General features: G+C 61.2%; 33 protein-coding genes. 9 read left to right on the top strand and 24 right to left on the bottom strand.

The window, feature by feature from the left end:
* Nucleotides 1-21: 21 nt before the first annotated feature.
* The 21 genes from AC1ROB_RS17090 to AC1ROB_RS16990 form a co-directional block, all read right to left on the bottom strand.
* Nucleotides 22-813 carry a transglycosylase SLT domain-containing protein gene (locus AC1ROB_RS17090; RefSeq protein WP_492969915.1) on the bottom strand — a complete coding sequence of 264 codons (792 nt, stop codon included), beginning with the start codon at nt 811-813 and terminating at the stop codon, nt 22-24.
* A gap of 15 nt (nt 814-828) precedes the next feature.
* Nucleotides 829-2,178, bottom strand: coding sequence for a hypothetical protein (locus AC1ROB_RS17085; protein ID WP_492969916.1), 1,350 nt, complete (start codon nt 2,176-2,178; stop codon nt 829-831).
* Between the two features lie 83 nt (nt 2,179-2,261).
* A complete protein-coding gene (locus AC1ROB_RS17080; protein ID WP_492969917.1) occupies nt 2,262-2,891 on the bottom strand; it encodes a YmfQ family protein in 630 nt (209 codons plus the stop codon).
* A complete protein-coding gene (locus tag AC1ROB_RS17075; RefSeq protein WP_492969918.1) occupies nt 2,888-3,958 on the bottom strand; it encodes a baseplate J/gp47 family protein in 1,071 nt (356 codons plus the stop codon). Before AC1ROB_RS17075 ends, AC1ROB_RS17080 begins: the two co-directional genes overlap by 4 nt.
* Nucleotides 3,951-4,430: a phage GP46 family protein gene (locus AC1ROB_RS17070; RefSeq protein WP_492969919.1), complete on the bottom strand. Its 480-nt coding sequence runs from the start codon at nt 4,428-4,430 to the stop codon at nt 3,951-3,953. The genes AC1ROB_RS17075 and AC1ROB_RS17070 overlap by 8 nt, the downstream gene beginning before the upstream one ends.
* Before the next feature lie 2 nt (nt 4,431-4,432).
* On the bottom strand, nt 4,433-5,029 hold the full coding sequence (locus AC1ROB_RS17065) for a phage baseplate assembly protein V (protein ID WP_492969920.1): 597 nt from the start codon (nt 5,027-5,029) through the stop codon (nt 4,433-4,435).
* A complete protein-coding gene (locus tag AC1ROB_RS17060) occupies nt 5,029-6,132 on the bottom strand; it encodes a phage baseplate assembly protein (RefSeq protein WP_492969921.1) in 1,104 nt (367 codons plus the stop codon). Before AC1ROB_RS17060 ends, AC1ROB_RS17065 begins: the two co-directional genes overlap by 1 nt.
* A complete protein-coding gene (locus AC1ROB_RS17055) occupies nt 6,129-7,313 on the bottom strand; it encodes a DNA circularization protein (RefSeq protein WP_492969922.1) in 1,185 nt (394 codons plus the stop codon). The genes AC1ROB_RS17060 and AC1ROB_RS17055 overlap by 4 nt, the downstream gene beginning before the upstream one ends.
* On the bottom strand, nt 7,310-8,896 hold the full coding sequence (locus AC1ROB_RS17050) for a phage tail tape measure protein (RefSeq protein ID WP_492969923.1): 1,587 nt from the start codon (nt 8,894-8,896) through the stop codon (nt 7,310-7,312). Before AC1ROB_RS17050 ends, AC1ROB_RS17055 begins: the two co-directional genes overlap by 4 nt.
* Nucleotides 8,897-9,025: 129 nt before the next feature.
* Nucleotides 9,026-9,370, bottom strand: coding sequence for a phage tail assembly protein (locus AC1ROB_RS17045; protein ID WP_492969924.1), 345 nt, complete (start codon nt 9,368-9,370; stop codon nt 9,026-9,028).
* Nucleotides 9,371-9,396: 26 nt separating this feature from the next.
* A complete protein-coding gene (locus AC1ROB_RS17040) occupies nt 9,397-9,762 on the bottom strand; it encodes a phage tail tube protein (protein WP_492969925.1) in 366 nt (121 codons plus the stop codon).
* A 12-nt stretch (nt 9,763-9,774) separates the two neighbouring features.
* Entirely contained in the window at nt 9,775-11,271 is a 1,497-nt protein-coding gene (locus AC1ROB_RS17035; RefSeq protein ID WP_492969926.1) for a phage tail sheath subtilisin-like domain-containing protein, read from the bottom strand.
* A 3-nt stretch (nt 11,272-11,274) separates the two neighbouring features.
* A complete protein-coding gene (locus AC1ROB_RS17030; protein ID WP_492969927.1) occupies nt 11,275-11,658 on the bottom strand; it encodes a DUF2635 domain-containing protein in 384 nt (127 codons plus the stop codon).
* Between the two features lie 11 nt (nt 11,659-11,669).
* Nucleotides 11,670-12,254 carry a hypothetical protein gene (locus tag AC1ROB_RS17025; protein ID WP_492969928.1) on the bottom strand — a complete coding sequence of 195 codons (585 nt, stop codon included), beginning with the start codon at nt 12,252-12,254 and terminating at the stop codon, nt 11,670-11,672.
* Nucleotides 12,247-12,606, bottom strand: coding sequence for a head-tail joining protein (locus AC1ROB_RS17020; RefSeq protein ID WP_492969929.1), 360 nt, complete (start codon nt 12,604-12,606; stop codon nt 12,247-12,249). The genes AC1ROB_RS17025 and AC1ROB_RS17020 overlap by 8 nt, the downstream gene beginning before the upstream one ends.
* Before the next feature lie 108 nt (nt 12,607-12,714).
* Complete coding sequence (locus tag AC1ROB_RS17015) at nt 12,715-13,734, bottom strand: major capsid protein (protein WP_492969930.1); 1,020 nt, start codon at nt 13,732-13,734, stop codon at nt 12,715-12,717.
* Between the two features lie 4 nt (nt 13,735-13,738).
* Entirely contained in the window at nt 13,739-14,434 is a 696-nt protein-coding gene (locus AC1ROB_RS17010) for a head decoration protein (protein ID WP_492969931.1), read from the bottom strand.
* Nucleotides 14,435-14,440: 6 nt separating this feature from the next.
* Nucleotides 14,441-15,427, bottom strand: coding sequence for a hypothetical protein (locus AC1ROB_RS17005; protein ID WP_492969932.1), 987 nt, complete (start codon nt 15,425-15,427; stop codon nt 14,441-14,443).
* 125 nt (nt 15,428-15,552) lie between these two features.
* Entirely contained in the window at nt 15,553-15,948 is a 396-nt protein-coding gene (locus AC1ROB_RS17000) for a hypothetical protein (RefSeq protein ID WP_492969933.1), read from the bottom strand.
* A 17-nt stretch (nt 15,949-15,965) separates the two neighbouring features.
* Complete coding sequence (locus AC1ROB_RS16995) at nt 15,966-17,561, bottom strand: phage portal protein (protein WP_492969934.1); 1,596 nt, start codon at nt 17,559-17,561, stop codon at nt 15,966-15,968.
* The gene (locus AC1ROB_RS16990) at nt 17,561-17,794 is read right to left on the bottom strand and encodes a phage head-tail joining protein (RefSeq protein ID WP_492969935.1); all 234 of its coding nucleotides are present in this window, start codon (nt 17,792-17,794) and stop codon (nt 17,561-17,563) included. Before AC1ROB_RS16990 ends, AC1ROB_RS16995 begins: the two co-directional genes overlap by 1 nt.
* A gap of 417 nt (nt 17,795-18,211) precedes the next feature.
* On the opposite strand from AC1ROB_RS16990, the gene AC1ROB_RS16985 reads away from it, so the two are divergent.
* The 8 genes from AC1ROB_RS16985 (at nt 18,212) to AC1ROB_RS16950 (ending at nt 20,462) form a co-directional block, all read left to right on the top strand.
* Nucleotides 18,212-18,472, top strand: coding sequence for a hypothetical protein (locus AC1ROB_RS16985; protein WP_492969936.1), 261 nt, complete (start codon nt 18,212-18,214; stop codon nt 18,470-18,472).
* A 2-nt stretch (nt 18,473-18,474) separates the two neighbouring features.
* Nucleotides 18,475-18,663: a hypothetical protein gene (locus AC1ROB_RS16980; protein ID WP_492969937.1), complete on the top strand. Its 189-nt coding sequence runs from the start codon at nt 18,475-18,477 to the stop codon at nt 18,661-18,663.
* A 62-nt stretch (nt 18,664-18,725) separates the two neighbouring features.
* On the top strand, nt 18,726-19,025 hold the full coding sequence (locus AC1ROB_RS16975; protein WP_492969938.1) for a hypothetical protein: 300 nt from the start codon (nt 18,726-18,728) through the stop codon (nt 19,023-19,025).
* On the top strand, nt 19,022-19,348 hold the full coding sequence (locus AC1ROB_RS16970) for a hypothetical protein (RefSeq protein ID WP_492969939.1): 327 nt from the start codon (nt 19,022-19,024) through the stop codon (nt 19,346-19,348). The genes AC1ROB_RS16975 and AC1ROB_RS16970 overlap by 4 nt, the downstream gene beginning before the upstream one ends.
* A 3-nt stretch (nt 19,349-19,351) precedes the next feature.
* Nucleotides 19,352-19,579 (top strand): hypothetical protein, encoded by a 228-nt coding sequence (locus AC1ROB_RS16965; protein ID WP_492969940.1) that lies wholly within the window; start codon nt 19,352-19,354, stop codon nt 19,577-19,579.
* Between the two features lie 2 nt (nt 19,580-19,581).
* Nucleotides 19,582-19,842 carry a hypothetical protein gene (locus AC1ROB_RS16960; protein WP_492969941.1) on the top strand — a complete coding sequence of 87 codons (261 nt, stop codon included), beginning with the start codon at nt 19,582-19,584 and terminating at the stop codon, nt 19,840-19,842.
* Nucleotides 19,843-19,887: 45 nt separating this feature from the next.
* The gene (locus tag AC1ROB_RS16955) at nt 19,888-20,295 is read left to right on the top strand and encodes a hypothetical protein (protein ID WP_492969942.1); all 408 of its coding nucleotides are present in this window, start codon (nt 19,888-19,890) and stop codon (nt 20,293-20,295) included.
* A gap of 2 nt (nt 20,296-20,297) precedes the next feature.
* Nucleotides 20,298-20,462, top strand: a complete 165-nt coding sequence (locus AC1ROB_RS16950) for a hypothetical protein (RefSeq protein ID WP_492969943.1) — start codon at nt 20,298-20,300, stop codon at nt 20,460-20,462.
* A gap of 528 nt (nt 20,463-20,990) precedes the next feature.
* On the opposite strand, the gene AC1ROB_RS16945 is transcribed toward AC1ROB_RS16950, so the two are convergent.
* The 3 genes from AC1ROB_RS16945 to AC1ROB_RS16935 all read right to left on the bottom strand — a co-directional run bounded on the left by AC1ROB_RS16945 (nt 20,991) and on the right by AC1ROB_RS16935 (nt 24,483).
* Entirely contained in the window at nt 20,991-23,021 is a 2,031-nt protein-coding gene (locus AC1ROB_RS16945) for a phage terminase large subunit family protein (protein WP_492969944.1), read from the bottom strand.
* Between the two features lie 73 nt (nt 23,022-23,094).
* Nucleotides 23,095-23,661 carry a terminase small subunit gene (locus AC1ROB_RS16940; RefSeq protein ID WP_492970760.1) on the bottom strand — a complete coding sequence of 189 codons (567 nt, stop codon included), beginning with the start codon at nt 23,659-23,661 and terminating at the stop codon, nt 23,095-23,097.
* A gap of 264 nt (nt 23,662-23,925) precedes the next feature.
* On the bottom strand, nt 23,926-24,483 hold the full coding sequence (locus AC1ROB_RS16935) for a phage tail protein (RefSeq protein WP_492969945.1): 558 nt from the start codon (nt 24,481-24,483) through the stop codon (nt 23,926-23,928).
* 367 nt (nt 24,484-24,850) lie between these two features.
* On the opposite strand from AC1ROB_RS16935, the gene AC1ROB_RS16930 reads away from it, so the two are divergent.
* Nucleotides 24,851-25,201, top strand: a complete 351-nt coding sequence (locus AC1ROB_RS16930) for a hypothetical protein (RefSeq protein WP_492969946.1) — start codon at nt 24,851-24,853, stop codon at nt 25,199-25,201.
* Nucleotides 25,202-25,210 lie beyond the last annotated feature (9 nt).

The raw sequence follows: 25,210 nt of genomic DNA, 5'->3' as shown, positions 1-25,210 counted from the left end.
AGAGCCTCGCGCTGCCGCTCATCAACTGGCTTCCATCTTCGCCCACCAACGGCGGATGCCGGGCGCATAGCCAAGCGTCTCACGCGCATGGTGGCCGGTGATCTGCGGCAGGCAGGACATGATGGCGGTGTATCCCGCCGGATCACCGCACGCGCGCTGCGCGGACAAGATGTGACCGATGCCGGCGTTGTAGCTGGCCATGGCAAGGTCGTGACGGTCGGCCTCGGGGCGAGGCGCGCTCCACTGCCGGCGCAAACTGGCCATATAAAATGCGCCGGCATGGATTGAAGCGGCAGCATCGGTACGGCTGGCGCCGCCGAGTTCCATGGCCTTTGATACCTGCGCCCAGGTGGCCGGCATGAATTGCGCAAGGCCCTCAGCACCAACCGGACTGCGTGCGAATGGGTCAAGGCGGCTTTCCTGGTACAGCTGCGCTTTCCACAGCTTCCACGGCACGCCCGGCAGGTAGCGCTTGGATGCACCCATGATCTGGGCATCATACTTCCCAGTGAAAACCTGTGCGGTAGCGCTGCTGGTCGGAACGATGATGACCAGGCATAGGCAGGCGAAGGCCATCACGGCGGCAAAGTAGAGGCACGTCCCAAGGAAGCGGAAACCATAGTAGCCGTGCATCTCGGGGCGGCTGGTATCAACACTGCGGAACGGCACGCCGCGCAGCAGGTCGAAGATGCGCAACGCAAGCATGATTGCCAGCCAGCCCACCAGGGCATAGATGAGTTTCAGCGACTGGCTGACCATAAGGGTGCCGGCCGCAGCACCCCACGCATCAATGAAGAATAGCAGCAGGTCCATGGGTTGCCTCTCAGGTTACAGGACGACTTCCACCGCGAGGTCGCGGGTGGAACCGGTTCGGTTTTTAAAGGTGGTTTTGGTGTCAGCGTTCGCGCCGGCACCGTCATCGTAGCGGACGGCAACCAGGTTGCTTTCGGCGCCGTTGATGGTATCCGAGCCGAGTAGGCAAGGTTCCTGACGGGCCACCTGTTCTTCATAAAAGATGACTTCGCAAATCCCCATGTAACCTGTGGGGTTATTGCCAAGGTGAACCGCATGATACTGATAAGCGGTAGTCTGGTTGATGCCGCTGGTGATGCTTTTAACGCCAAGCGTTTCAACGAAACTCTCGGTGTATAGATCAACCCAGGTGCTGCCATCGTTGCTGCCCTGGATTTTCATGTTGATGGTGTCGCCCACGGCGGCGTTGTTGTTGAAGCCGTAATTGTTCGTCGGGTACATATCGACGCGGGAAATCTTTTTGGTGACGCCGCCGCCCCAGTTCTTGCCAATGTAACTGTCTGTCGCCAGAGCGCCGCGGGCGCAGGCGGAGTCCGGCTGGTTGGTATTGCCATCGAAAGCAGCAGCCATACCACCAAGCGCGGTCATATTACCGACGATGGTTCCGGTGCCTTGCGGGATGATAACCTGACCCACCGAAACATAGGCATGCGGTTCGCGCTCGCGCGCGCCGGCATCAGTGAAGTGTTCCACGGTGGTGGTGGAACCAACTGCAAGGTCATCGGCATACTTGGTGAAAATCGTGTCACCAACCGGGACGAAATCAACGTTGGTGGCGTCTGCCGCATAGCCGACCAGGCGCGAAGCAATCTGAGTGCCGGTGGCCGGGATGGCGGGCGGCGTCTGGGTCAGTGCGCCAGCGGTTGCAGATGCCCAGATGGGCGCGCCAGCGGTGAGGCCGCCGAAGCCACCAACGCGACCGGAGCGCACTTGCGCCAGACCGGTGGCGGCGCTGGCGATGGCGGCGGCGGCAATGCCGAGGCGAGGGGAGATGCGAACCGGGCCGACCGCATCCGCGTCAACCTTGTACCACTTGGTTGCGCCACCGCCGCGCTGGTTGAAAATGTCCTGATAGATCAGGTCCCGAATGGCGATATCTTCGCCGGCGGTGATAATCTCTTGGCCGTTCTGCATATTCGCAGCGATCATGGCCGCGATGGCATCATACAGCTGTTCGTTATCTTCATCGTCCAGCGTGATGCCGGCTTCTTCGACAACGTGGGCGATTTCTTCCTGGATGGAATTCAGGAATTTCCCGGTGACCACCGTGGCCGGGGTGCCGGTACCGGGGTTGCCCTCGGTAAACCCATCCTTGCCTACGCCATTTTCGTTCTCAGCTGCGGTGGGGTGGTCAATGCGATGCATCTGGTGTTTCCATCATCGGGACGCGGCGCCATCCGGCGCTGCAAAGCGGTGAAATATTACGGCACAAGTGCCGTTATGGCAACTCAGGGAGGCGAAATATACTGGTAAATGACGTTGGTGTGGCTGGGTTTGTACCGGTCAATGATGCATTCCAGCAGGTCATCACCGAAGACGGCCAGCGGTTCGCCCGCCGCACCAAGCCCCGACCTGAATGGAATGACCATTCCGGCTTCCGCGCGAACGGTCCACCAGTAGGTCCAGGACGATGGGTCATAAGGATCACCACCACCATCATTGTTGATGGCGTCGCCAGCGCACTCGCGGCCGACACGGAAGGGGCGGTATTCCACAATCTCAATGCTGTAGCCGAAGCTGGCCGCTAGCGCGGCGTAATAGGAGCGTCGCTGTCCGCCGGTTGCCGCGAGTTTCGCCACCACGGCCGCGCGACGCGCAGCAATACTGGTGGCACCAGACGGCAAGCATACATCTGGCCCTACCGTCTTCTCCCAGTCCGGCAACATCTCCACGGTGCTGCCAGGGTTCATTTCCCGCGCGAGCGTGCACCCGCGATTGTGGACGGTTGAAAACTCATCACCGATGCCGGCCTGCAACTTATCAAGGTCTGACCCGGCCGGAGCATCCCATGCGGGACCGGGCGGGAACAGCGCCTTTACGCGCTGCTGATATTCCTCAGTGCTGATATCGCAGGTCATGCATACGTCACAGTGCCGCGCACCGGCAATTCATTGGGTCCAAAAGTGATGTGGTTGGTTGGCGTGGTGATGCGGTGGTGGCGTTCGCCGGCCGCCAGAGCAACGGCCTCCCAGATGCGGCTAACATAAATCGTGCCGCCGGGTTCACCGTCACGTCGGAACATATCATCCAGTTCGGCCAGGACGGCCGCTCGAATTTCCGGCGTATCCGGTGTAAGGCCGGCGATGGTGATATCCAGCGGCGCAGCCTCCGGCGCAACCACATACATTTCATAAACCGTCGTCGGACGCTGCGTGTCGATATGAGCCGCAACAGCATCCACATCGGCGGGCTGCGGAATGCCGTCGTCATAAGCGGCATCCATGGTAAACCGAAGCGTCATGCTGCCCGGACCCATTGCCTGCGGGTCTTCCCACGCGCGCGTGACGCCGGGCACTTCCTTGGCCCAACGAACATAATCACCATCTGCACCGCCGTGCGGCGGCGTCTGAATGCGTTCCATGAGCCGTTCCAGCAACTCGGTGTCCGCTTCGATATCGGCGCCACCAGTAATGTCGCCATCAGCAATCAACGCCTCAGACTGTACAAGGGGCAGAGGGCTAACCAGAGACACCGCCACAGCGGCCAGCGCGTTGCCGGCAAGGCCGGGAACCGCCGCTGTAACCGCCACATCGGCGGTGGTGCCCGTCATGGTCACACCAACGTCAGTTGTGTACACGATGCCATCACCACGCTGCACGGCGGTGCCCTGCGGGATCACAGCGCCGTTGACGCCGGAGAATGTGACATTGCCCGCGGCCTGAGATGCCGGCTTGCGCTGGATACCCCAAACCTGACACCAAGCGTCAAGGTACTCATCCTCGCTATAAAGCGGGATGGCGGTCTTGGCGATGAAGTTCTGGTGACCATAAAGGCCGTGCGTCATACCAGCCATGACGGTGGCGATAACATTCAATACACTGCGACGAAGCCGTGCATCTGCGCCGGGCAAATATGCGTTAATGGCGGCCTCGGAGCGCTGCTTCAGCGTAACCAGGTCTGGGATTGCGAAGTTGGTATCAGCCATTTGAAACACCCTTTTGAATAGCCTGCCACACGCCTTGGAAGCGCAGCGGCAACGCGGTGCCGTCCACCTGGTAAATGGTCACAAGCAGTTCAAGCCTGTCGATATCGCGGACGGCGGACACGTCGATACGGGACGCAACCTTTTCTTCCAGCATCCAGGCCAGCGCTTCCCTGGTGTAATCCACCGCGCGGTTGACCACTTCGTTTGTCAGCTTCTCGCGGCGCAGCAGCCACAGTTTGCTGCCGATCTTGTCGCCCGGATCATTCAGGAACGTATCACCCCACCAACCCATCTTACCGGTTTGGTAATCAGGCAACTGGTCATCGTCCGCCGCGCGGCGCCAAGAGAAAAGGCTGATGATGACCGACGTTGCCAGGTCATCGCCACGCTTCAGGTCGGAACCAGCCAACATGATATCGGCGGCGATAACCTCGCCATTCCAGCCCAACATGATATCTGCTGCAGTCGCCATCTTCACATCGCCGCGTCAGGGGTTCCGGTTATCGTCCCGGTTTCGGAATGGCGGTGCGCGTTATAGGTGGCGCGCATCTCGTCCATTCGCTTACCACTGGCACCGATAAGGTCTTTGATGGTGCCAGTTGCCTCGGTCTTTGGCGCGTCAATGCTGAAGCCTTCGGGCGCGATCACCGACACAGTTTCCTCGGCCGCAAGAACGATGTTTTTCCCGACAATCTGGACAGTGCGGTTGTCCAGCAGAACGATGCGCAGGCCTTCGCCTTCCGCATTCCGGTGGGTGTACACCGCCGCCTCGCCCGGCTGCAGGCTGTTTAAACGGTGCCGACGATCCTCCACCACAATGGCCAGGCCGTGGTCACGGCCACCGCCGACGAACAGCACCACGGCCTCTGCGCCGGCCAGCGGCACGGCCGTAAAACCATAGTTCTGGAAGTGCTCCACGCCATCTTTGGTTTCGTCGGCCATAAGCCCCAGCTTGACGGCCTGCAGTTTCGCAGCGTCGTTCACAGCCAGGATCACGCCGCGCGCGATCATGTTGCGAATGCGGCCAACAGTAGGCGCCATCAAGCGGTCGATTTGAGCGCGAACGTCCATCAGCGCTGCACCTGACCTTGGCCTTGCTGGCGGAGGTCACCCCATTTTGATGTGTAACCCTTTTTCTCTATATCGCGCAGCACATCGAATGCCTCTGGCGGGCACACCTTAAGCGTGGTGGTGCTGCCGGACTTCCCGATTTCATAGGTGCAGGATGCAATCAGCAGCGTGCCTTGGATATGGTTCACAGTGTCATCCACTGCAACCAAGGTGTTTGGCATCCACAGCGCGCCGCCCTCTGACACGGTCCAGCCCTGGACCTTGTATTCCATCATGGTGGACTTGCCGCGGCGGGTGCTCATCTCCCATGCTGCGCGCTCTGTCGCGGACGCGCCACCAACCTGCGTTTCAGCAATCACCACCAGCGGGCGGTAGCGATTAATTTCAGGGTCAGTTACTTCCCCCTGGACGCCAGCAGCTTTTTCCCCAAACCAATTATCCGTGCCTGCGGATTGGCCTTTAACAACGTACCGGCTGAAGCGCTCGCGCCAACTGAAATGGCCTTTGCTGGATAGGACGTTATTGCGGGCTTGCTCGCTTCGGTCTGATTTAAACCGGATTTGGCCCGCACTGCGCTCATTGCCAGCGCGGGTAATGATGAGATTTCCCCCCGCATCGTCGCAGACCAAAAGCGCCTGCATGGCGCACACCCTTTCGATTGCGGCAAAGACAGTCTCCCCCTGCTGCAACTGGAAATCGCTGATGATGCTGTTTTTGTCGGAACGCATGTCTACGCTAATGCCGAATGGCTGCACCAACGCGCGCACCACTTCGGATAACGGGCGGCCGGACCATTGGCCGCTTTTGTGAAGGGCGCTGCAGTCCACCAGGTCTTGCGTCCGGCTGCGGCCGAGAAACGCCACCTCGTGGTTGGTGGCGTCGTGTTCCGGTTCGGCATCATCCACATACCCTGTGATGACGGGCTGGCCATTCACGGTAACCACACAGGCATCACCAGGGCGGATATCCATGGCACTGGCTTGGCCTGGATACTTCTCTGAAACAGTCAGGCTGAAATCACTGACCGCGCGGTCAAGGGCGCGCGTCACCTTGGCTTCTTTCCAGCCACCATGGATGCTACCGTTAAGCCGCAGTTCAATCATTTCTGCAGCACTTCCAGCGGCACACCGCCCGGAACCGCGCCGGGATCACGGAGGCGGTTGCGCGCCACAATATCGGCATCCTTGGTGGCGTCCTCGTATAACTCATAGGACACGGCCAAGGCCGGCCGGTTGTTCGGCAGTTCCAACTGCCGCAGCTGCGGCAGCACAGCGCTGCGCGTCGTGGTGTACTCCACCACGTCGGCCTGCACCTGCACCATGCCCTGATACACCTCATCCGACATGCCGCCAGGCATATTGTGGCTGGCCTCCATGCGGTCGGCATAATTCTGAGAGGCGCTGACGGCACCCTGGTAACTGTCAAATTCCCGATCAGCGAAAGTCCGGCCTTCCTCGATCAGGCCCACGCGCGTGATGAGGCTGCCCAGCGCATCCAGCATGGTCACCTGCTGCAGGCGGTTGGAAGTAGTGCGCGGGACGTTGGCACTGCGCTGGGCCGTGCTGTACTGGCTGAATGACCTGGTGGCGCCGGCAGTGCGATCAGGCCGGCCGGCGAAATCCAGGCTGAAGGCGCGGGACAACGCCAGCACGCGCTGGCCAACCAGCATGCTGTCACGCAGACCCGAAGGGCCAAGAGACATGATACCCTGAGACGCACGGGTGGTGTTGAAACCACCGCTGAGGCCGCTGCCGAGGCCGGCCACGTCGCTCAGAACATCAAGCGCATCGGTGCTGACATAATCGGGCAGGCCTGCCACATTGAAGCGCTTCGCAAAGTCAAACACAGCCAGGTTTCCGGCGCGATCAGCAGACCTGTTGATGCTGTAACCGTAGTCTCGGACGGCGCCGGGATAGATGTTCTCTCCGGCTTCAGCGAACGTCAGCTGGAACCGGCACATACGGCCTTCAGCATCCGTCTCCGTCAGCTTGCATTCAGTGCAGACGACTTCCAGAGAACCCAGATATGCATGCATCAGTGTGCCAGGGCCGACCTGCTGACACGCTTTGATAAGTGCGTCTCGGCCTTCCATGTACTTGTCGCCAATGATGTAGGCGTTGACGGAATACTCACCCGCACGCAGGCCCAAATCCTCGAAATAGGGCTTGTCGCGGTAAGGGTATTCATGCTGGTGACCACGGCGACCGGTCACGAAATCATGCAACGCCATCTCAAATTTGACATTGCGGAAACTGGCCGGGCGGAGGTTCTGGCGCCACGTCATCGGCCGCCCCACGCCAACTGCTGGCCGGTTTCAACGCCGAGGTCCAAGCCCCCGCCGGACTGCTTGGTTTCCACCGTGGCGCCGGTCGGCAGGTTGGCGAAGTTCACATCAATGGTGGCCTTGCCATTCTGCTGACCGCTGCCGGCCGCCATGTTGTCCATGAGAGGGCTGCGCTGGCCAGCGTTGGCGAATATGCTCTGCCGGCCGGCGTTGGCCTCGCGGATGGGCGCGAACATATCGGACAAGCCGGCGCCTATTGCCTGCACAGGCGATTGCATCAGATTGGCCAGCGCTTTGATGGGGCCGCTGATGAGTCCAGCAAGCGCCTGGACACGCTCAGTGATCCAAGCCACCGCGGAACCGAAAGTTTCCTTGATGCCGTCCCAAAGGTCGCTGAAAAACTGCGCTACCGGTTCCCAGTTGTCATACATCAGGTACGCGGCGGCGGCGAGGGCGGCAAAACCAGCAATCAGCAGGCCGATGGGGTTGGCGGTCATGACGGCTGACAGCGCTGCGAATGCCTTGATGGCCAGCGGCAGAATGGATACAGCGAGGTTCATCACGGACATGCCGACATTCAGAACGGCTGCAATGAGGCTGCCATTCATCAGGACGGCCAGGGCGATCAGCGCATTTTCCCAGCCGCCCAGGAAGTTGACCAACGAGGCGATGCCATCAACGGTGCTCTGCAGGCCTGCCCAGAAACTATCCCAGTCGAAGCGGTCGATTGCCTCCACGATCCGCAGTACCGCACCCTCCACCTTTTGTGCGATCAGTTCCCGGTTGGCAGCAATCCACTCGGTCAGGCGACCAACCAGGGGGATGATGGCCGGTGCAATCCGGTTTGCCACAGCGAATGCGGCGCCCTCCGCCGTCATCCGCAAAGTGTCGAAACTGTCCCCTAGGTCATCAGCGGTCTTGATGGCATCGCCATTCATCACGATACCGAGCCGGATGGCCTCCGCTTCCAGCTTGGCCAGGCCGGCTGCGCCTTCCTGTAGCATCGGGATCAGCTTGGCACCGCTCTTGCCGAACACCTCCATGGCCACGCGCGTGCGCATGGTGGGGTCATCAATCCGTTGCATGGCGTCCGCCAACTCGGGCAGAACGTCAGCCATCTGCCGGATATTGCCCTTGCCGTCACGCAAGTTGATATTGAGGCGCCGGAACATTTCCTGCGCAGATTTATCCACGCCGGCGGCTGCCTCACCGATGGTCTTATTGCCCTTTGTGACAGAGGCGGCCCAGTCTTCCATTTCAACGCCGTTCAACTTGGCGCCGTACCCAAGGGCCTGGAATTTCTCAGGCAGCATGCCGACCTGCTTTGACAGGTCATTCACCTTGCTGCCGGCGGTCACAAAGTGCCGCATCATGGCGGCCATGCCGGCAGCTGCACCGCCGCCGGCGATCAGGCCCAGCGGCGCAACGGCAGCATTCAGCGCGGTGCCCAGTCCCGCCGCGGCGCGACCGACGCCGGCCACGCCGCTGCCAACCGGTTTCATGCTGGACACAATGCGACGCATCGGGCCGCTGAATTGGTCAACGGCCCTGATGATGGCGTCTACATTAAGTTTTGCCGTCATCCTTCGGCCTCAACTGGTGCGAAATCCTGGTGGCCTGCGCATACCACCACTTCATCTTGGAGAGAGGCATTCTCATGGCCTCACTGGGCGGCCACTTGTAGAAGTACGCCAGTTCGGCGTACCTGCCGCCTACGTCTCCGCGATGCCCCCGAAAAAACCGGAAATAACGCTGAAGCACGACATGAAATCGCTGGCCGAGAGTTTCGACACGCTGGACGGCGGAATGTTGCCGAGGCGTGAGATATAGGCGCCGATAACACGCGCATCCATCTGGACGCGGCTCTTGGCGGGCGGCACTTCCTCACCATCCTTGGGCGGTTTTCCAGTGGCATCGGACACCACAGAAAACGGCATGCCGCATTCCATGATATCGTCGCCGTCCGGTTCCCGGATTTCCAGCACGGAGGTTTCGTTGCCGTGGGCCTTGATGGCCTTGGACAGCTTTACGGTTGTGGTTTTCGGTGCTTCGCTCATCGTTCGCTCCTAGTGGTCGTTTCGTCTCAGCCTTCGTCCAGTTCCTCGGGAAACTCGAACCGGATTTGCATGGTGCCTTCAGCGGCATTCAGTTCCTGCGCGCCGGCGGTCCAACCGTTGCGGCCCGTGTAGACCTGACCGTTGGCCAACTCCGCTGTCACGGTGGCGTCGGTGATTTCGCGCACCGTTTTCAGTGACAGTTCCTTGGGTACGTGAAATTCGCCCTCGATAAACGGAACCTTGGGCGTCTCGGCATAACCGGTGACACCGGACAAGCCGGCCTTGCCCTCGCGCTCGAATGCGGCGGCACTGACCGTCAACTGACCACCGAGGGGGTACTGTTTGCCGTTCACCAGCAAGAATGCAGTGCCGGCAATGCGCTTGTTCGCCATGGGATAGTCTCCTTAGTTCACGGCCTCGGGGTACTGCAGGCGGAATTGCGCCAGCACGGCGAAAATGCGCAGCTGGTTGACCAGGTCCGGCGGGTACAGCACGTTGATGCGGTTCGGGTCGTTCGGGTCGCGCTCCACGATGAGCGCCGCCTTGAAGGCCTCGCGGTTCTCCACCAGGCCGAGGCTTTCCAGTTCGGCATAGGCGGCGATCAGTTCCGAGCGAATGGCGCGCGGCGTGGTGATGGCCTGACCCAGGCCAAACCGGGTGCCATCGTTCGCCAGCTTGACGCGGGCGAATTTCTGCGTGATCCGGTTGCGCAGGAAGGTCAGCACGTAGGCCAGCGTGGTCAGCGTCTCCACGTCCAGGTAAGACCGGTCGGTCTGGCCCCAGGCATTCTGGCGGTAAGTGGTAACGGCGCGCTCGATGCAGACCACGCCGTTGTTGGTCATCGTGGTGGCGATGCCATTGGAAAGCAGGGTCTGCTTTTCGGTCAGGTCGAAACGGGCCGTGAGAGTGGGCGCGAGCACGCCGATCAGCGGCAGGGTCTGCAGCGGGCGCGCGGGGTCGATTGACAGGGAGCGGCAGGACTGCGCACCGAACGCGGCGGCGATTTCCCACGGCGGGGTGGGGCTGCCATTGATGCCCAGGATGCTGGTGTGCTGGTCGTTACGGCTGGAACCCAGCGTCTGCAGCGTGCCGGCCGTGCCGCGCGCCGCGCTGAAGCAATGGCCATACAGCTGCTTGCTGTAGGACCAACGGCCCGTGATATCACCCAGGAAATCGCGGATGGCGTCCAGGCTGGTGCTGTCCGTGTAGGGCAGAATGATATAATCAAACCGCTCATCACCCAGAGCCGCCAAGGCGGTGGCCAAGGCCGGCGCGGTGGTGCCCCCGGACATGGCGGTGACGGTCGCGCCCACGCCAGCCGGCAGGGCTTCGCCGCCGGCCGCGCCGCGGTAATTCAGACGCACGTCAATATCGTTGCCGGTCAAGCCCTTCCAGCGGGACGTAAGGGTGACAGTGCCGCTGCCGGCTGCGGCGGTAACGGGGAGAGTGGTCAGCGCGTTGATGGCTGCGGCCACGGCGGCGCCGATGGCGGTGGCGGTATCGCCGCTCACCACGCCCACCTGAATGCGCTGGCCGCCAATGTAGAGTTCCACGGTACCCGACGCAGCCGCCGGGCCGGTGAAGGCAACCGAGCCGGTCGCAGCGGCGCCGGCGCCGTTCTCGGCCAGGGGCACGCACCACACTTCGCTGAATTGGTCATTCAGGCGGAAACTCTCATACATGCGCGCCAGCAGGCTGCCGACACCGAACAGGGACTTGGCCTGGTCGGTGCGGGTGGTCAGCACAGGGGCATTTACGGTCGCGGTCCCGGCGGTAAATTTCTCACCCAGCATCAGCGCGCGGTACGTCTGCTGATTGGTGAATGCGGCGCTGTTGTCCACCTCGCCATAGAACAGCGGGACAAGGATATTTGACGGGATCACATTCATGCTGACGGGCATTGATTACGCCTCCGCTTTCGGCGCCATCGCGGCGCGGATATGCTCGATTTCAGCCGCCAGCAGCTTTTCGCGCTTGGACGGCTTCAGATTGTTCCAGTCCTCGGGGGTGAGGCCGCTGCGCTGGTGCGCGGCGGTCACGATTGCGCCCAGCTTCACTTCGGTGCCGTCGATATCCACGATGGCCCCCAGCTTGCTGCTGCCTTCCAGCATGGGCGGTTGCTCCACCGGTTTGCCCGGCATCACGTCCTGGTCGGCCAGGCGGCGGTACCAGTAGGTGGTTTCCGCAACCTCGCGTCCGGCAACCGGAAGGAAGTCCAGGCGCTGCGGGTCATAGACCTTCAGCGCTTCGCCGTTCACTTTTTTGCTGGGATTGGGATGAACAAACATGCGTGTCTCCGTCACGGCTGCGGCGGTTCGATGTAGTCGGATGAGCGGATATCCAGGACGCCTTCATTGCGGCCATCGGGACCGGGGCCACCGCCTTCAGTGCGGTTCCGGTCGGCCGGGTCGATAGCGTCCAGGCGCAGAGCGATGCGGCCCACCGTGTCTTCAGTGGTCGGTTCAATCGACGCGGTGTACTGCAAATCAAGCGCGATGACGGCGCGGCAGTGAGCCTTTTCACCGCCATCCTTCACACCAATGCTGGTGTTGTAGGTGGGGATGGCCTCAAATTCTTTCACGAAATCGCCGTTGGCCAGCAGCAGGGTTTCCACCTGCTCTGCCAATGCATCGGCCACATCATCCCACTGCTTCGTCTCCGCAACCTCGCACTCCACAATGAGTGTGGTGACCATGCGGAAAACGGGATTGCCACCAGCCTCAGAAATCAGTGCGCCACGGTCGGTGGTGGTGTACACATTGATGGCGGGCAGCTTCCGCGCGTCATTGGGCGTAACGCGCGCCGGGTACACACGCGAGCCTGCAGCGGTGTTGCCCCGCAGAAGTGCAACGACTTGATTACGGATGCGCTGACGCTCAAGCATCGTCGTCATCCTCATCAGGCGCGGCGATCATCAGCACCATGCGGTATTCCGCCTCGCCGTCCGGGTGGACTTCCTTTACCTGGAATTCCTCGGAGCCGATCACGAACACCGCGTCTTCCTCGGGCATGCCCAGGCCGAGCGCGTCCAGGTCCGACTTGCGAAGCGAGATGACCGGCTTGGTGGTGCTTACGGGGACTTCGCCGCTGTCATCCACAATGGTGTGAGCGCGATCAAAGATGCCCGGAATGGTGTGGGTGTCTTGACTGCCAGCCGGCTTGTAGACCACGTCCTGACCGAACACCGCCGTGCAGGCAGCCATATTCATGTCAGCGGCTAAAGCAAAGATGGACACTCAGGACCCCCAGAAGAAAATGGCCGGCGACGGATGAGCAACGCCGCCGGCCTGGTGCAGCGTTTCCGCTGCTTGGCGCCGGGATTACGGGTCCCGGTACCACCCCCCTCAGTTGCTGCTGTGGCCGCGCACCAGAAGACCGGGGCGCAGGCAGATCGGCAGCGGGTTGGATTGCGTATGGATTTTCACCCAGCGCTGGAATTCAGCATCCACCGCCATCTTGGCGTAGGTGCGCTGACCCATCGTGTTGACGGTTTCCATGAAGTCCGCCGGCGCGTAGTAGTTGCGGAACGTCTGGAACGTGCCGAGCGGGAAGAACCGCGCGTCGCCGGCGGGGATGAACGGCCGCACCGTGCCATCGGCATCAGTGGCAGTGCCGATATATTCCTCGAACACGATGCCCTGGTACTCGAACCGCTTGCGCAAATCGTTGCGCAGCAGCGTGGTGCCGTTCTGGAATTGGTAAGCCTCGCGCACCCGCGGGTGCTTGAACAGCTTGTCCATGAAACCACTGCTGCACAGCGCGTGAACGCTGGTCATGGTATCGCCCAGCAGGTTCACTTCCATATGCCGGCTGACTTCGCGGCACTTGGCCTCCACATCGGTGGTGTCCGTGCCCAGCACGAAATCCACCACCTTTTCGGTCACGCCGAATTCGGTGAAGGAATTCAGGATGACTTCGCCCTTGTCATCCATCATCTGGCCGCGGAGAGCGCCGCAGCGCAGCCATTCTAGGGTGATATCGTGCTTGCCGCGCATGGTGGCCAGCTTGTCGTTGACCACGTCCATGACAGCCATGGTTTCCGTGGCGCTGCCGAATGCGCGAATGCCCTGCACTTCACCGGCGGTCACGAAGTCTTCGTGCGGGAAATGCGGGATTTCAAACGACTTCATCTGCCGCTTGCCGCTGGTGCCCTGACTGGCCGGGCCGCCGCGCTGCATCGGGGGCAGCAGGTTCAGCACACCGTTCTTGATTTCGACGGCCACCGAGGTGGTGGTAACGCCACGATCGTTGAACAGGCCGAGTTCATTCAGGCGGCCGTAACGGTTGGGCACCACGCTGATGGCGTCGGTGAGTTCAATCACGCTGAAGGCGGGATTGTCGTGGAAGATATCAAGCGACGGCATGGCCTTAAGCCCCCTTCTGCGACTTGATGCCCAGCGCATTCAGGTGCGCGAGTGCATCGGATTTCTGGGCGTCGGTGGCACCGACAGGCCAGACCAGGCCGCGTTCCGACACGATGGCCGGGCCGCGGGCGAGGATGAGAGTGTTGGGTACGTCGGCGGACGCGGCCTTGGCCGGCTGCAGCAACACGCCGGCAGCAATGTTGCTGCCATCGGTGGCGGCGAAGTTGATCCGCTTCCACTTGATGCTGGCTTCAGCCACGGTGACCGGGATCGTGAAGGCATCGCCCACCACGAAATCGGCGCCCACATCGTTCACGGTCAGCTTCAGGTGGTCGCCCACCTCTGCCGTGCCGACCACGATGTTGCTGGCGACCACGTCGCCCTGCGGGTCACGCAGTTCAAACGTGCCGCTGTTGGACGCAGCCGCGATGCAGATCAGCTTGTAGACGCCTTCCTTGACCAGCGGGCCAAAGGCGGGGTCTGCGATGGTGACCGTGCCGCCGCCGGAGTTGGCGCCGCCGCCGACTTTGGCACCGACCGCGGCGCCGACCGTCACAGCACCGGTGAGGCTCTTGGCCAGGACAGTGCCCAGCAGCAGGTCAGCGCCCAGGGCGATCACGCCCACATCGCGGCAGAAATGCTGCGACTGTTCGGACTTCAGAACGTCGCTGATGTAGTTGCCTTCTGAGTAGGTGGTCATGATGGATCAGGCCCCCACGTTGATGGGCGCAGCCGGCGTGATGCCGCGCTGCTTCAGACCGGCTTCCATGCGCGCGCGCAGGCCGCCGGCGACGAAGTCACCACCGCCACCGCCAGGCGTGTTGCCGGGCTGATGGCCGGAGATATCGCGCTGTTCATCGGCGGCGGCGCGGGACGTCAGAAGTTCCTTGCGGATTTCCGCGGCCGGCTTGCCGGAGGCGATGAAGGCCTGTGCATCCGCAAGCGAGCGCTTGCTGAGGGTGCAGAGGTCCATGATTTCCGCCGTGCGCGTGTTGGCGGCGGTGGTCGCATCCGTCGCGGCAGCCGCGCGGATTGCGGCTTCGTCCAGCTGGGTGTTACCCCCAGCAGGCGTGTTGGGGTCACCCGGCATGTCAGTTGCTCCGTGGTTGGCAGGTTCTTCGCGGTCGATGATGCAAGCGGAGGTGTGGCCGCCGCTGCGGAAGCCCGCGCCAGCGTCCGCCGGAACGGGCACACCCGAGATTTCAACGGGGGTCCAGCGGATGGCGCGCATTACGCGCATGCCGTCACGCATGAAGTCTTGGTAGCGCTGGACGGTGTAACCAACGCTCACGAAATTGAGGAAGCGGCCTTTGACTTGGCGCCACATCTCGGCGCCGAGTTCGCTGCCAACGTCAAAGCGGATGAGCGCCTTGCCAACGCCGTTCTCAATCCACGAACGGACAACGGCGCCGGCGATGTGCTTGGAAGAGGACTGCTGGTGAGTGTCCAGGAATGCCGCGCCGGCATTCAGCCGGGTGAGGTCAATCGCATCGTTGGAGACTTCCAGTTCTTCGATGTAGTCGCCGGGGCCGCCCATATAGGCGTCCATCCAATCGAAGCGGCGCACCTCAGCACCGGTGGTAAAGACCACCTCTGCAGTGTGCTCCGCTTCGTTGATGGACTGGGCCAGCACTTGGGCTGACCGCGTCACCATCGGATGTGCAACAGACCGTTGCGGCATCGGTACTTCCATCTAAGGGATGCGCCGCTATCCAGCGGTGCTGACAGGTGGATACTGCTACACAGTCATTCTTCAATCAACGGCACAAAACACGATATTGTACAGCAACAGGTAATATGTACCGCTAATGGTATATTTTATTTCAACACGCCCGCCGCGGCGCCGGCCGCAATCGCGCTGATGAGTTCCGCCTTGAACAGCCAGGCGAAGATGCCCCAGGCCACCGATACACCGACCAGAAGGCCGGTGATTATGTACACCCACTTGCGGACTTCTTCTTTCACGCGGGTGATGCGTTCGTGCAGTTCCTGGTGATGTTCCGCGTTGGCCTTGGCCTCGCTCGCACAAGCCAACCGCAGCCGTTCCATTTCCTGGAAGGCCCGCTGCACCTCAGCGCTATGCGCCGTTTGCTGGCCCTGCAGCTGCACAATTGCCGTGCCGAGGGCCGCCAACTTGTCCACCTGCGCTGCGATATGATCCAGCACGGTTTCCACGCGCGTCAGCCGCTGACCATCGTCCGGTGCTTTTCCCACCGCTCGCCCCTTCGCAGTCATTCGGTCACGTCTGCGCCTTCGCGCGCAGCTTCTTTCTTCTTGTCGGCCGCATCCTGTTCGTCAGGGGACAAGCCGCCGGGCGGGCCGTTGTCATTCCTGCCCACAATGCGGTCGCTGGCCGGCACGGCGTTGCTGATATCGTAGGTAAGGCGGCCCGCGGTCGCGCGCTGTGCATCCTCTGCGTTCTGGCGGTCGATATCGACAACATCGCGCCCGCGTTCGGCAGCTGCTGCCTGACGGCTATTGAGGCCGCCTTTAATTTCCTCTTTGACGGCAGCGATTTCCTGTTGAGGATTGACATACTGCCAACCCGGCGGCTGCCACTTGTGCTTGGTGAACCGCTTCGGTTGCAGCGTGTAGTTTGGCGCGCTGAGTTCACCGGCAATCACAGCCGTTTCAATGAAGCGGTTCCAGATCGGCCGGCACAGCTGATGGATAAGGTGCGCTTGTTCCATGCGGAATTTCCGCTGGGCTTCATTCAGGCCGGCGCGAATGCTGCTGAAATTGACCTGCGAAAGGTCATTGGTCAGCTGTTCGTAGGTGAGGCCGAACACAGCGGCGATACACCGTAGCACCATCTTAGTGAACGGATCGTATGTCGCGCCCGCGTCCGCCGGCGCGCTGAATTCGATTTCTTCACCAGGCAACAATTTAACCAGGCTGCCCGGTTCCAACTTGGCGACGGCCTCGCCCAAATCGGCGTCGTCGTCGTCTTCGTCTTCATTCAGAGTGTTGTTCTCTGGGGAGGTGATAAAGCCTGCCATCAGGGCCGCGGTCTGGGCCTTCGTCAAAGTGGCATCATCAAAGATGTGCCAGTCACGGATTTTCAGCAGGGCGGGCGCGGTCACCGGAATGCCGCGCATCTGACCGCCGCGGACCTGCTTGAAGTAGTGAAGCATTTCACTCGCCGGTACGCGCACCGTGTCGCCGGCGGACCCCATCAGCGCGGCATCGCCCGGATGCTCCCGGTAGACATGATACGCGACGCGACGCTTCAGGCGGTCAATCTCGATACCAGCGATGATGCGGTTGCCGTTGGGCAAGACTTCGTTCTTGTCCAGCGGAACCATCTCCGCTTCCAGCAACTCGATTTGGTAGGGAACATCAAAGCCGTCCTCCGGTCGCCGCGCACGGTGACGGATAAAGACTTCGCCGGCCTCGAAACGGCCGCGCACGGCAAGAGAAAGCAGACCCTGGAAATCAGAATTTCCGCTGGCATCACAATAGGTGCACCAGTCATTGAACAGTTCTGCAGCCGTGTCGCGGTACGCTTCACTTTCATGCAGCGACTTAACCGTGAAACCAGTGCCAACGATGTTGGCCACGATGGTGTCATACGCACCGGCGATCAGCGGGACCTTGCGCGAAATATCACGGCTTCGATTGCGCAGCACCGCGAGGTTACCCAGCACAACACTGTTGGGACCGGTCAGCCCAGTGCCCCAGCTGCGCGTGCGACGACTTGGTTGCGCGGCGTCGTATGCCGGTTCCGCATTGCTGACACCAAACATGCTGCGGACTTTGGAGAAGAAGCCTTGCGGCGCCGCAGGTGCGCGACGCGGAACAGAGGGAACGGAACCGCGGCGCGCCATCAGCCCACTCCCCGCGATGCCCACACCTTGACGATGCGACTCCGCCGACGATCACCCAGGCACGCGGCCAACTCGGCCTCGGCCTCGCGCAGAGCCTCTTTCACATCGTCAACAGAATTGAACCGCGTTCGTTTGTCGCCGTGCTGCACCTCGCCCACGCCGCTATAGAGGATGTTTCGCAGGTCGCGGATGCGCTTTCGCAGTGCGGCTACTTCGTCAGGGGTGCAGGCCATAATCCACCAGATACGGGTTTCGGCGGGATACTAACCGCTAGATATTGTGGGATAAACGCCGCCGGGCCGTTATTCATAAAAAACAGGTGACAAATCACCTTATAAAGGTACTATGTACCGTAATCAGTCCGGCTATGGGGGTCGGGCTGATAGATGGGGACTTCCAGATGAACGCTTCCGTTAAGCGGGCCGCCGCCAAACTGTTCTTGCACAAACTCCGCGCACTAGGTCTCCCCGAGGCTCACGCCGTCATGTGTGTGCGAGAAAGTCTCGGCCTTGTCGAGGTGGCGGCATATCGAGACTTAGGGCTGAAGCTATTCAGCCTACGGCGTGCTGAATACTGCGTGAAGCGCTATAGCGCGCGCTGGGGCTTTGCTGTTGACCGCCGCCTCACGCGCATTCCGGCGGTGGCGTGACATGACCCACCACAAACAGGCCGCTATGCCAACAGAATGGCGCTTCAAGAAAGGCGCGTTCGTCCAGACATGGTTCGATACTGGCGCGATGGGCGCGAGCATCCTTTACGGCAAAGTCATGCAGGCTGGCCCAAAGACCGCAACCATTGAATGGGTCAGCGGCCTGCGTAATCGCATCGAACAGTGCCGCATGGAAGTGAAGCCGGCCGACAATCCCGACGTAGCGGCCGAATGTTGGAACCGCACGCACGGAGAAAAATGACCATGGCAAAATACAGTATCGACATTGTGGTGGACGTGAATGAAACGCTGCGCACCGCCGGAGAAATCCAGAAGCTGGCCGTTGCCGTCGCGGACACCATCGGGCAGCACTTCGATCACATCACCGAGGTGCATAAGGTCGCCGTCACTCCGCGTGGCATAGTCGCCATGGACTTCAAGAGGGTGTCGTGAGCACACACCGAACGCCGGACTATTGCCCGCGCAAGGCGCCACCCATCACAATGAAACCCGCAATGTTGGACAGCTTCATGCGGTCTGGCTGGTGGGTCTGCGACTATGCCAATAACCGCCGCCATCACCGCCACCGCTGCCGCCTCTGCAACCGCATCATTGATATTGACGAACAGGTGGTGATGATGCGCCAGCGCCGCGGTACTTGGGCGCTTCACATCGAATGCGCGCGGATGCCCCACCACGAGGCAATGACATGGGGCGAGGTGTTCGCCTATTGGTTTGCCGATGCCCGTGACGTAAACCCGATGCAGGCGGTGGAGTGGGCACGCCGTGCACTGGCGGCGGAGTCCACGTCTTGACCCGTCATGCCTCTGACTGCGCCCGCGCGGTCGCCGCCATGATCGCTGCCGATCCGAAGTTGCAGGCCTATGCGGCCAAGTGTGAAGTGGACATGCGCGAGATGGCAAAGCGCGCCATCGTTCTGCAGGTGAAGGGCGGCCGGTTCTTCTGTGGCTTCAGCAAGTCCGGGCGGGTGCAAACGTCCTGGTGCATCGCCGGCGCGCGCACGTTTGTTGACAGTCAGCAAATGCACCAAGATTTCTCCAAGGCCGAAGCGCGGCTGCGGGAAGCCGGGTATCGGCCGGTGCGGCGCATGGTTGTGCTGCAGCCGATGGAAGGGTGAGCAATGGCGAAGCTGACACAGAGCATGCAGGCCATGCTGGACCGCGCACCAGTGGACTGGGGTAAGTGGCAATGCGCAGGCAACGGTGATCCCGGAGCGACGCTGACCGCCCTGGAAACACGAGGCCTGGTGCAGGTCAAGATTGTTGGTAGCAGCAAGACCAGCATGGGCAGCATCCACTGGCGCCGTGCGCCACAGCCGGCTGGTGAGCGGCCGGCGCCGGAGTTTTGACAATGGGAATATTCCTCAAAGACCTGCCGGTTGGCACTGAGTTCTCCTACACCGACCGGCACCGCGAAGCGGACGGAAGCGGGTTTGATGATATCAGTTATGGTTGCGTCATCGGCCACACCACCGAGAAATATACTGCTGTGAAATACTGGGGAAAGCACCGCCAGCGCTATTTGGCTGGCGGAGAGACTGGCCCGCTTCTTGATTGGCCCGGTTATCGCCATGGACTCTGGCACCACCTAACGACCGTTGACGTTGCGTAGCATGCAGCTGCGCAGTAAACTTTAACCAGATGGGGAGACTACAAAATGACAATCCGTAACTTTATTCCGGCCGCCGAATTGAACCGCCAATGGTCTCACCTTGAACGGTGCTCTGATAAATCGCCAGATGGCCTTTACAACCACGCCAAGGCCGTTGCCGAGATTGTTGGCGACATGGCCAACGACCTGATGAAGCGCATGCGTGAAGCCGGACTGAAGGTCGATAACAACGATAAGCTGCGCGAGGTGGAGGCTGTTCTGTACGGCTACATCAAGAACGCCAACCCCGATTTGTCGGAGTTGATCGCGGCGGAAGGATTTGGTGAGCACGTTGATGGGCCGGCCGGCGACCGCGTCATGTCGCAGGCACGGCGTGACCTTGAATTCATTCGGGCTCACCAGGGGCGCACGCCGCTTGATGAGGCGCGGCGCATTGTTGGCTTGGATGGCTGACCATGGCTTACGAGGTGGACGAAGAATACGTGCGCGAAATCCTTGCCGCCGTGCGAAAGGGATTGACCCGCGAACAGTTCCGGCAGGAATGCGTGCGCGATGTTAATGGCGGCTATCCTGAAGAAGTTGCCGAGGCCGAGCGCCGCTATTTCAAGGATGCGAAGTGATGGGAAGGCGCAGGCAGTCCGTCGCCTACCGCGCAGCGCTGCGGCGCAAGAGAACATGCCCACCATGGAGATACTTTAGGGATGGCGAAGATATCGTTGTCCGGGTCGAGGCAAGGAACAGCCCGCATGAGCGGTGGCGGCCGGTAAGAGGCGCCGATCAGCAATTCTCACCAGACGGCGCGCGGTTCTACAGGGGGAGCGTGATCGGCAATTTGACTGGCGGCATTGGAATGGCCGCGGCCTTTGATGGTGAGTCGGAGAGGGCGAAGTCATGACAATAGAGATATCGCCCAAGGTGTATCCCATCATGGTCGACCTGACGGATGATAGTACGCCATATCTAAGCGTTGATGCCCTTGGCCGCCGGGTGGACCATACAGGCAAGCCAATCCCAAATAGCGAAGCCGGTATTACATATTTACGGCAGCTTGAGGAAATGGAAAGCCGGCGAGTGATGTCGCGACGCGCCAGAGGCTTGACAGAATGATCGTCACTACACGATGCCGGCAAGGCTCGCTCGGTGTTGATTTATCTCACAAAACTTGACCGCGAGACACTGCGGCGCGCTTTCTTCTTCGCCCGCGGCGGCGCGGCCTGCTGCACCACCTGTGCCGCTGCAACCTGCGTGGCCGTCGCCTGCTGATACGGCGCGGCGCCGTTGGTCTGGGTCGCGTTGTCGCCGGGGCGCTCAATAGCCTGCGGCGCGGTGATGGTCACCTTGTCGGTGGTGATGCCCTGCCGCCGCGCCAGCGCCTTCAGCGAAAGACCCATCATGCGCAGGCCTTCCAGTGCGGCATAGGCATACACGCGCATATCCAGAGCCTCGTTGCGTTTCTTGCCCGGCTTCAGTTCCCAGCTGCGCGTCGGCTGGCCGCGCTCATAGGTCACTTTGGCTTCTTCGGCCGTCAGCTGGTCGAAGTGCTCGGCATCGTAAGTCATGTTGAAATGCGCGAAGCCGGGACCCGGTGCGGTTACGCGCAGCGAGCCATAAACATCTTCCTTAGCGTTGTCCACGCCAACGTTGAAGAATGACAGTTTTTCAATGCGCAACTTACCTGGCCGCACTGGGAAGATTGGTTTCTTCGCACCCGCCACACCACGCATAGCCCACCACCGGTGTGCCCAGCGCGGCCGGCAGAACGTCGCCACTTTCTGCGTGAGATAGTTGCAGTCGATACCCACGGCCATCAGCTTCATTGGGCCGCCGCCTTCGCGCGGTATCGGTTCTTTCAGCACTTCATCCAGCGCATCCCATACATCTTGGCCGGTCGGGTCGCCGTGCAGCACCCACTTGCCAAGGCCCCAGCTTTCGCCGCCGAGGCCCCATCCGATCTTCTCCACCTCGATACGGTCGCCCTGGATATCCACGCCGGCAGTGCAGGCCAGCACGCCGCGCGGCGCTACCATATAGTTTTCGCGGCGGGCGAATAGAATGCCATCATCCACGCGCTCGCCGGTGTTTTCCCAAACCTCACCCAGCACGGTGTTGATGAACACCTGCAGTTCTTTCGGATCGCGGTAGACTTCCAGCCACTCTTTCGCCAGCTTACCCCACGCCGCGTTCGGGAACAGCGAGTAGGCGGCCCAGATGTGGAAGCCGGCATGGCCACTGAATGGCGCCGTTGCAACCCAGCCGAAGCGCGCATCTCCGGCCGCGGCCCGGCGCTGCGCTTCCTCGATCATCCATGCCTTATCATTTTCCTCAATGATGCAGCCGGCGCCGCTATCGCAAAGGAAGTATGCTTTCTCCGGTTCACCCTTGGGCCATTTCAGATTGCCCCACACCAGGACCTGCGGCTTATCGCACTGGGGGCAGGGGACATGGTATAGGCGCTTGTCTGATTTCTCGAATTCGGAATGGATGCGCGACGCACCCTTAACACCGGGCGTGCTGCCGATGATAATTTTTCGGTTCCAGAAAGTCTCTGTGCGCTTAATGCCCAGCTTGATCTGGTCGCCCTCGGCACCCGCGCCCTTGACCGGGTAGCCGTCCACCTCATCAAACGAGATGATACGGATGGTGACACGACGGAAGCCGCGCGGGCTGTTGGCACCGACCAGGCGCAGCGAGGCGCCGCCGGCGAACATCTTGTGGCGGATATTGTTCTTGCCATCCTTGCTGCCGCCGGCCGAGGACAGGGCGGCCACGGATGGGCAATCGCGCATCATCGGCGCGATGCTGTCTTTGCTGAATTCCTCCGCGTCTTCCACCGCGGGCTGCACGATCATGCAGGGCGCCGGGTCCTGCGCGATGTGGTAGGCGTTCGCCGCAGTCAGGATGGTGGTGTAGCCCACGCGGGCCGACTTCATCACCGTGACCTGTTCCACCGCGGGGTCGGTGATGGCATCCATTATGCCGATCTGGAAGGCCATGGGCGTGAAGCGGCCCGGCTCGCTGCTATTCTCCGGCGACAGGTAGAAGTGTTCCTGCGACCACTGAGACAGGCTTAAGCGCGGCGGTGGCCGCAGCCCTCGCTTGCGGGCGCGCTGCATCGCCTCGGCCAGCAGCGCCTTTGACCGCACCAGCGCCCGCTGTTCCAGCATGGTGATGGTGGACACTGGCGTGTCATCAATGATGCTGGCCAGCAGACCGGGCGGCGGCGGAGCCGGCCCGCGAGGATATGGGCGAACGTCAGGCACCGCCGGTGCCTTCCTCCGGGTGATCCACCTCGCCCTTGTCCGGGGAATACACCAGGCCTTCCAGCGCCTCGCGCACGCCACTGTCCAGCATGGCCCGCACATCTTGGACGGTGCGGCAGGCCTTCAGCTTCGCCGCCAGCTTGGAAGGCATGGCCAGCATCTTGGCGCGCACAGTGGCGTACTCGCCCTCCACCATGGCCACCGCCTCGGCCACCAGGACCATGGCGCCACGCTTCTGCAGGTAATCGGCCTCGGCCGTGTTGGCGCGCGCGATGGCCAGCCGGCGTTCCGCCTCGGCCTGGCTTTCAACGCCGCCCACCACGCCGGTATCGCGCACGGCTTTCCGGTTGCCGGCACCAGGCACCCGGCCCGTCTCGGCCGCTTGGGTACAAAGCCACCGCACCACCGCGGCGGTGTTGAAGCGGTACTCAGTTCCTGTACCGCCCTGCTGTTCCACCGGCATGCCGTCGCGCATCCACGCATCCATGGTCACATGGGTGGTACCGATGATTTCCAATAGTTCGGATTTACTTACCGTTTGGCCCTTGGCCGCGCTCATTACTTGCACACCCCATCACCGTGCAGCCGCGCCAAATATAGGCGGGCCGAAAACTCCTAGTATTACTTTACTTTTAGTTGCGAATACTTAGACATATCCCGCGAGGCCGCGTTACCCGCAAGGGGTGCCGGGGGGTGGAAGGACCCGTAAGCTGTTGATATAGAAGGCGATCGCTCTAGATTTGCCTGTTTTCCGCCCTTTAGCGTGCTGTCATCGAATACTTGACGCTGATAAGGCAATACTTGCGTTTTACTTTGCATGCGCTCACCGCTTCCGATTGTGTTTGGCAATGGTCTTGTTCGTGTACCAAGCCAGATTGGCTTTCATCTCGCGTTCAAGACGGTCTTGGCCGAATGTCTGCAGAGCGGTTGCCACGGCCGCATCGGCCATGGTCTTGGGCACGCTAGGTCCCCATAGCTCTTTCACGGGGAGGCGCTTCTTGCCGACGCGCTTAAACACACCGCGATGGCCGGATTTCATCTTGGTGATGAATACGCCCTCAGCGTTCTGGCGCTTTCCCCATGCGGTGTGGTTGACGCCCTTGCGTGTCTGGCGGGCGTTGAATTCGATCAGGGCTATAGGGCGACCGGATGCCGAGACGACGGCCACCAGGTCTTTCAGAGAGGCCCTGGTGCGGCTGTAGGCGGCCTTGACGGGCTTCCGTCTGATGCCCATGGCTTTGGACACCTTCGTGACGGCGTAGCCTTCCAGGGCAGCTGCTGTGCGGTTGACTGATTGCCTGGTCGCATAGGGGAAGGCCTCGCGCTGTAATTCGGTCAGGGCGAGGCGGAGCGGGTCCAGGTTCAACTTAACGTCTATCATGAGCGGCGACGCTTCCCAGCGTTGCAGAGGGCGCAGAATAGGTGAAATGTGCCGTAACCGCAATAGCGGCTGTTTTCACCCTCTCGGGTCAGATTTTCGGATGATCTGAACGATTGAACGTTTTTCCATATTTTCTCTCTTACGCGCGCACGTAAGGGAAAAACTGTATTTTATAGTCAATCGTCCGATATTGGCGGAAAACCGCAATCCAATCATTCGGCGATCATTCGGCGTCTGAATGATCTGAATGATTATCGCGGTAATATTGTTGCTTTGCCCCTACCGGAGGGCCGCAATTCTGCCGCAAAACGCAATTTGACTGCGAACCGGCGCCGCGTAGGATGGCGCGAGACGATAGGGGGCGAGCATGCGCAAGGGGATCACCACCACCACGGCCGTCCTGATGGCGCTGGGGGCGTTCGGCGCACAGGCGGCGCCCGACCAGGCGCGGGCGGACGGATGCCGCCAGCAACTCACCAGGGCGCAGCAGGCCGGCATCCTGCGCGACATGGGGGTGAAGCCAACCGGGGTGCAGTTAATCGTGGACGGGCCGACATGGCGCGGCATCGACTTCCAGACGAAAACCGGTTTCGTGAAGGCCGCCGAATGCCTGGTGACGCAGGGCGATGAGACGAAGCGCGCCAAGGTGGAGGTGCGCGATCACCGCGACGACAAGGTGGTGGGCCGCTATGACGGCAGCAAGCTGGTGGTGCCGTGATGGCGCCGG

Source organism: Ferrovibrio sp. GW821-FHT12F09, from assembly GCF_058806775.1.
The sequence above is the reverse complement of the archived record's forward strand: the minus strand, read 5'-3'. Positions and strand labels throughout refer to the sequence as shown.

Coding starts and splice junctions, on each gene's coding strand:
- AC1ROB_RS17090 (WP_492969915.1), bottom strand. CDS start 813: ATGGACCTGCTGCTATTCTTCATTGATGCGTGGGGTGCTGCGGCCGGC.
- AC1ROB_RS17085 (WP_492969916.1), bottom strand. CDS start 2,178: ATGCATCGCATTGACCACCCCACCGCAGCTGAGAACGAAAATGGCGTA.
- AC1ROB_RS17080 (WP_492969917.1), bottom strand. CDS start 2,891: ATGACCTGCGATATCAGCACTGAGGAATATCAGCAGCGCGTAAAGGCG.
- AC1ROB_RS17075 (WP_492969918.1), bottom strand. CDS start 3,958: ATGGCTGATACCAACTTCGCAATCCCAGACCTGGTTACGCTGAAGCAG.
- AC1ROB_RS17070 (WP_492969919.1), bottom strand. CDS start 4,430: ATGGCGACTGCAGCAGATATCATGTTGGGCTGGAATGGCGAGGTTATC.
- AC1ROB_RS17065 (WP_492969920.1), bottom strand. CDS start 5,029: ATGGACGTTCGCGCTCAAATCGACCGCTTGATGGCGCCTACTGTTGGC.
- AC1ROB_RS17060 (WP_492969921.1), bottom strand. CDS start 6,132: ATGATTGAACTGCGGCTTAACGGTAGCATCCATGGTGGCTGGAAAGAA.
- AC1ROB_RS17055 (WP_492969922.1), bottom strand. CDS start 7,313: ATGACGTGGCGCCAGAACCTCCGCCCGGCCAGTTTCCGCAATGTCAAA.
- AC1ROB_RS17050 (WP_492969923.1), bottom strand. CDS start 8,896: ATGACGGCAAAACTTAATGTAGACGCCATCATCAGGGCCGTTGACCAA.
- AC1ROB_RS17045 (WP_492969924.1), bottom strand. CDS start 9,370: ATGAGCGAAGCACCGAAAACCACAACCGTAAAGCTGTCCAAGGCCATC.
- AC1ROB_RS17040 (WP_492969925.1), bottom strand. CDS start 9,762: ATGGCGAACAAGCGCATTGCCGGCACTGCATTCTTGCTGGTGAACGGC.
- AC1ROB_RS17035 (WP_492969926.1), bottom strand. CDS start 11,271: ATGCCCGTCAGCATGAATGTGATCCCGTCAAATATCCTTGTCCCGCTG.
- AC1ROB_RS17030 (WP_492969927.1), bottom strand. CDS start 11,658: ATGTTTGTTCATCCCAATCCCAGCAAAAAAGTGAACGGCGAAGCGCTG.
- AC1ROB_RS17025 (WP_492969928.1), bottom strand. CDS start 12,254: ATGCTTGAGCGTCAGCGCATCCGTAATCAAGTCGTTGCACTTCTGCGG.
- AC1ROB_RS17015 (WP_492969930.1), bottom strand. CDS start 13,734: ATGCCGTCGCTTGATATCTTCCACGACAATCCCGCCTTCAGCGTGATT.
- AC1ROB_RS17010 (WP_492969931.1), bottom strand. CDS start 14,434: ATGACCACCTACTCAGAAGGCAACTACATCAGCGACGTTCTGAAGTCC.
- AC1ROB_RS17005 (WP_492969932.1), bottom strand. CDS start 15,427: ATGGAAGTACCGATGCCGCAACGGTCTGTTGCACATCCGATGGTGACG.
- AC1ROB_RS16995 (WP_492969934.1), bottom strand. CDS start 17,561: ATGGCGCGCCGCGGTTCCGTTCCCTCTGTTCCGCGTCGCGCACCTGCG.
- AC1ROB_RS16990 (WP_492969935.1), bottom strand. CDS start 17,794: ATGGCCTGCACCCCTGACGAAGTAGCCGCACTGCGAAAGCGCATCCGC.
- AC1ROB_RS16985 (WP_492969936.1), top strand. CDS start 18,212: ATGACCCACCACAAACAGGCCGCTATGCCAACAGAATGGCGCTTCAAG.
- AC1ROB_RS16980 (WP_492969937.1), top strand. CDS start 18,475: ATGGCAAAATACAGTATCGACATTGTGGTGGACGTGAATGAAACGCTG.
- AC1ROB_RS16975 (WP_492969938.1), top strand. CDS start 18,726: ATGTTGGACAGCTTCATGCGGTCTGGCTGGTGGGTCTGCGACTATGCC.
- AC1ROB_RS16965 (WP_492969940.1), top strand. CDS start 19,352: ATGGCGAAGCTGACACAGAGCATGCAGGCCATGCTGGACCGCGCACCA.
- AC1ROB_RS16960 (WP_492969941.1), top strand. CDS start 19,582: ATGGGAATATTCCTCAAAGACCTGCCGGTTGGCACTGAGTTCTCCTAC.
- AC1ROB_RS16955 (WP_492969942.1), top strand. CDS start 19,888: ATGACAATCCGTAACTTTATTCCGGCCGCCGAATTGAACCGCCAATGG.
- AC1ROB_RS16950 (WP_492969943.1), top strand. CDS start 20,298: ATGGCTTACGAGGTGGACGAAGAATACGTGCGCGAAATCCTTGCCGCC.
- AC1ROB_RS16940 (WP_492970760.1), bottom strand. CDS start 23,661: ATGAGCGCGGCCAAGGGCCAAACGGTAAGTAAATCCGAACTATTGGAA.
- AC1ROB_RS16935 (WP_492969945.1), bottom strand. CDS start 24,483: ATGATAGACGTTAAGTTGAACCTGGACCCGCTCCGCCTCGCCCTGACC.
- AC1ROB_RS16930 (WP_492969946.1), top strand. CDS start 24,851: ATGCGCAAGGGGATCACCACCACCACGGCCGTCCTGATGGCGCTGGGG.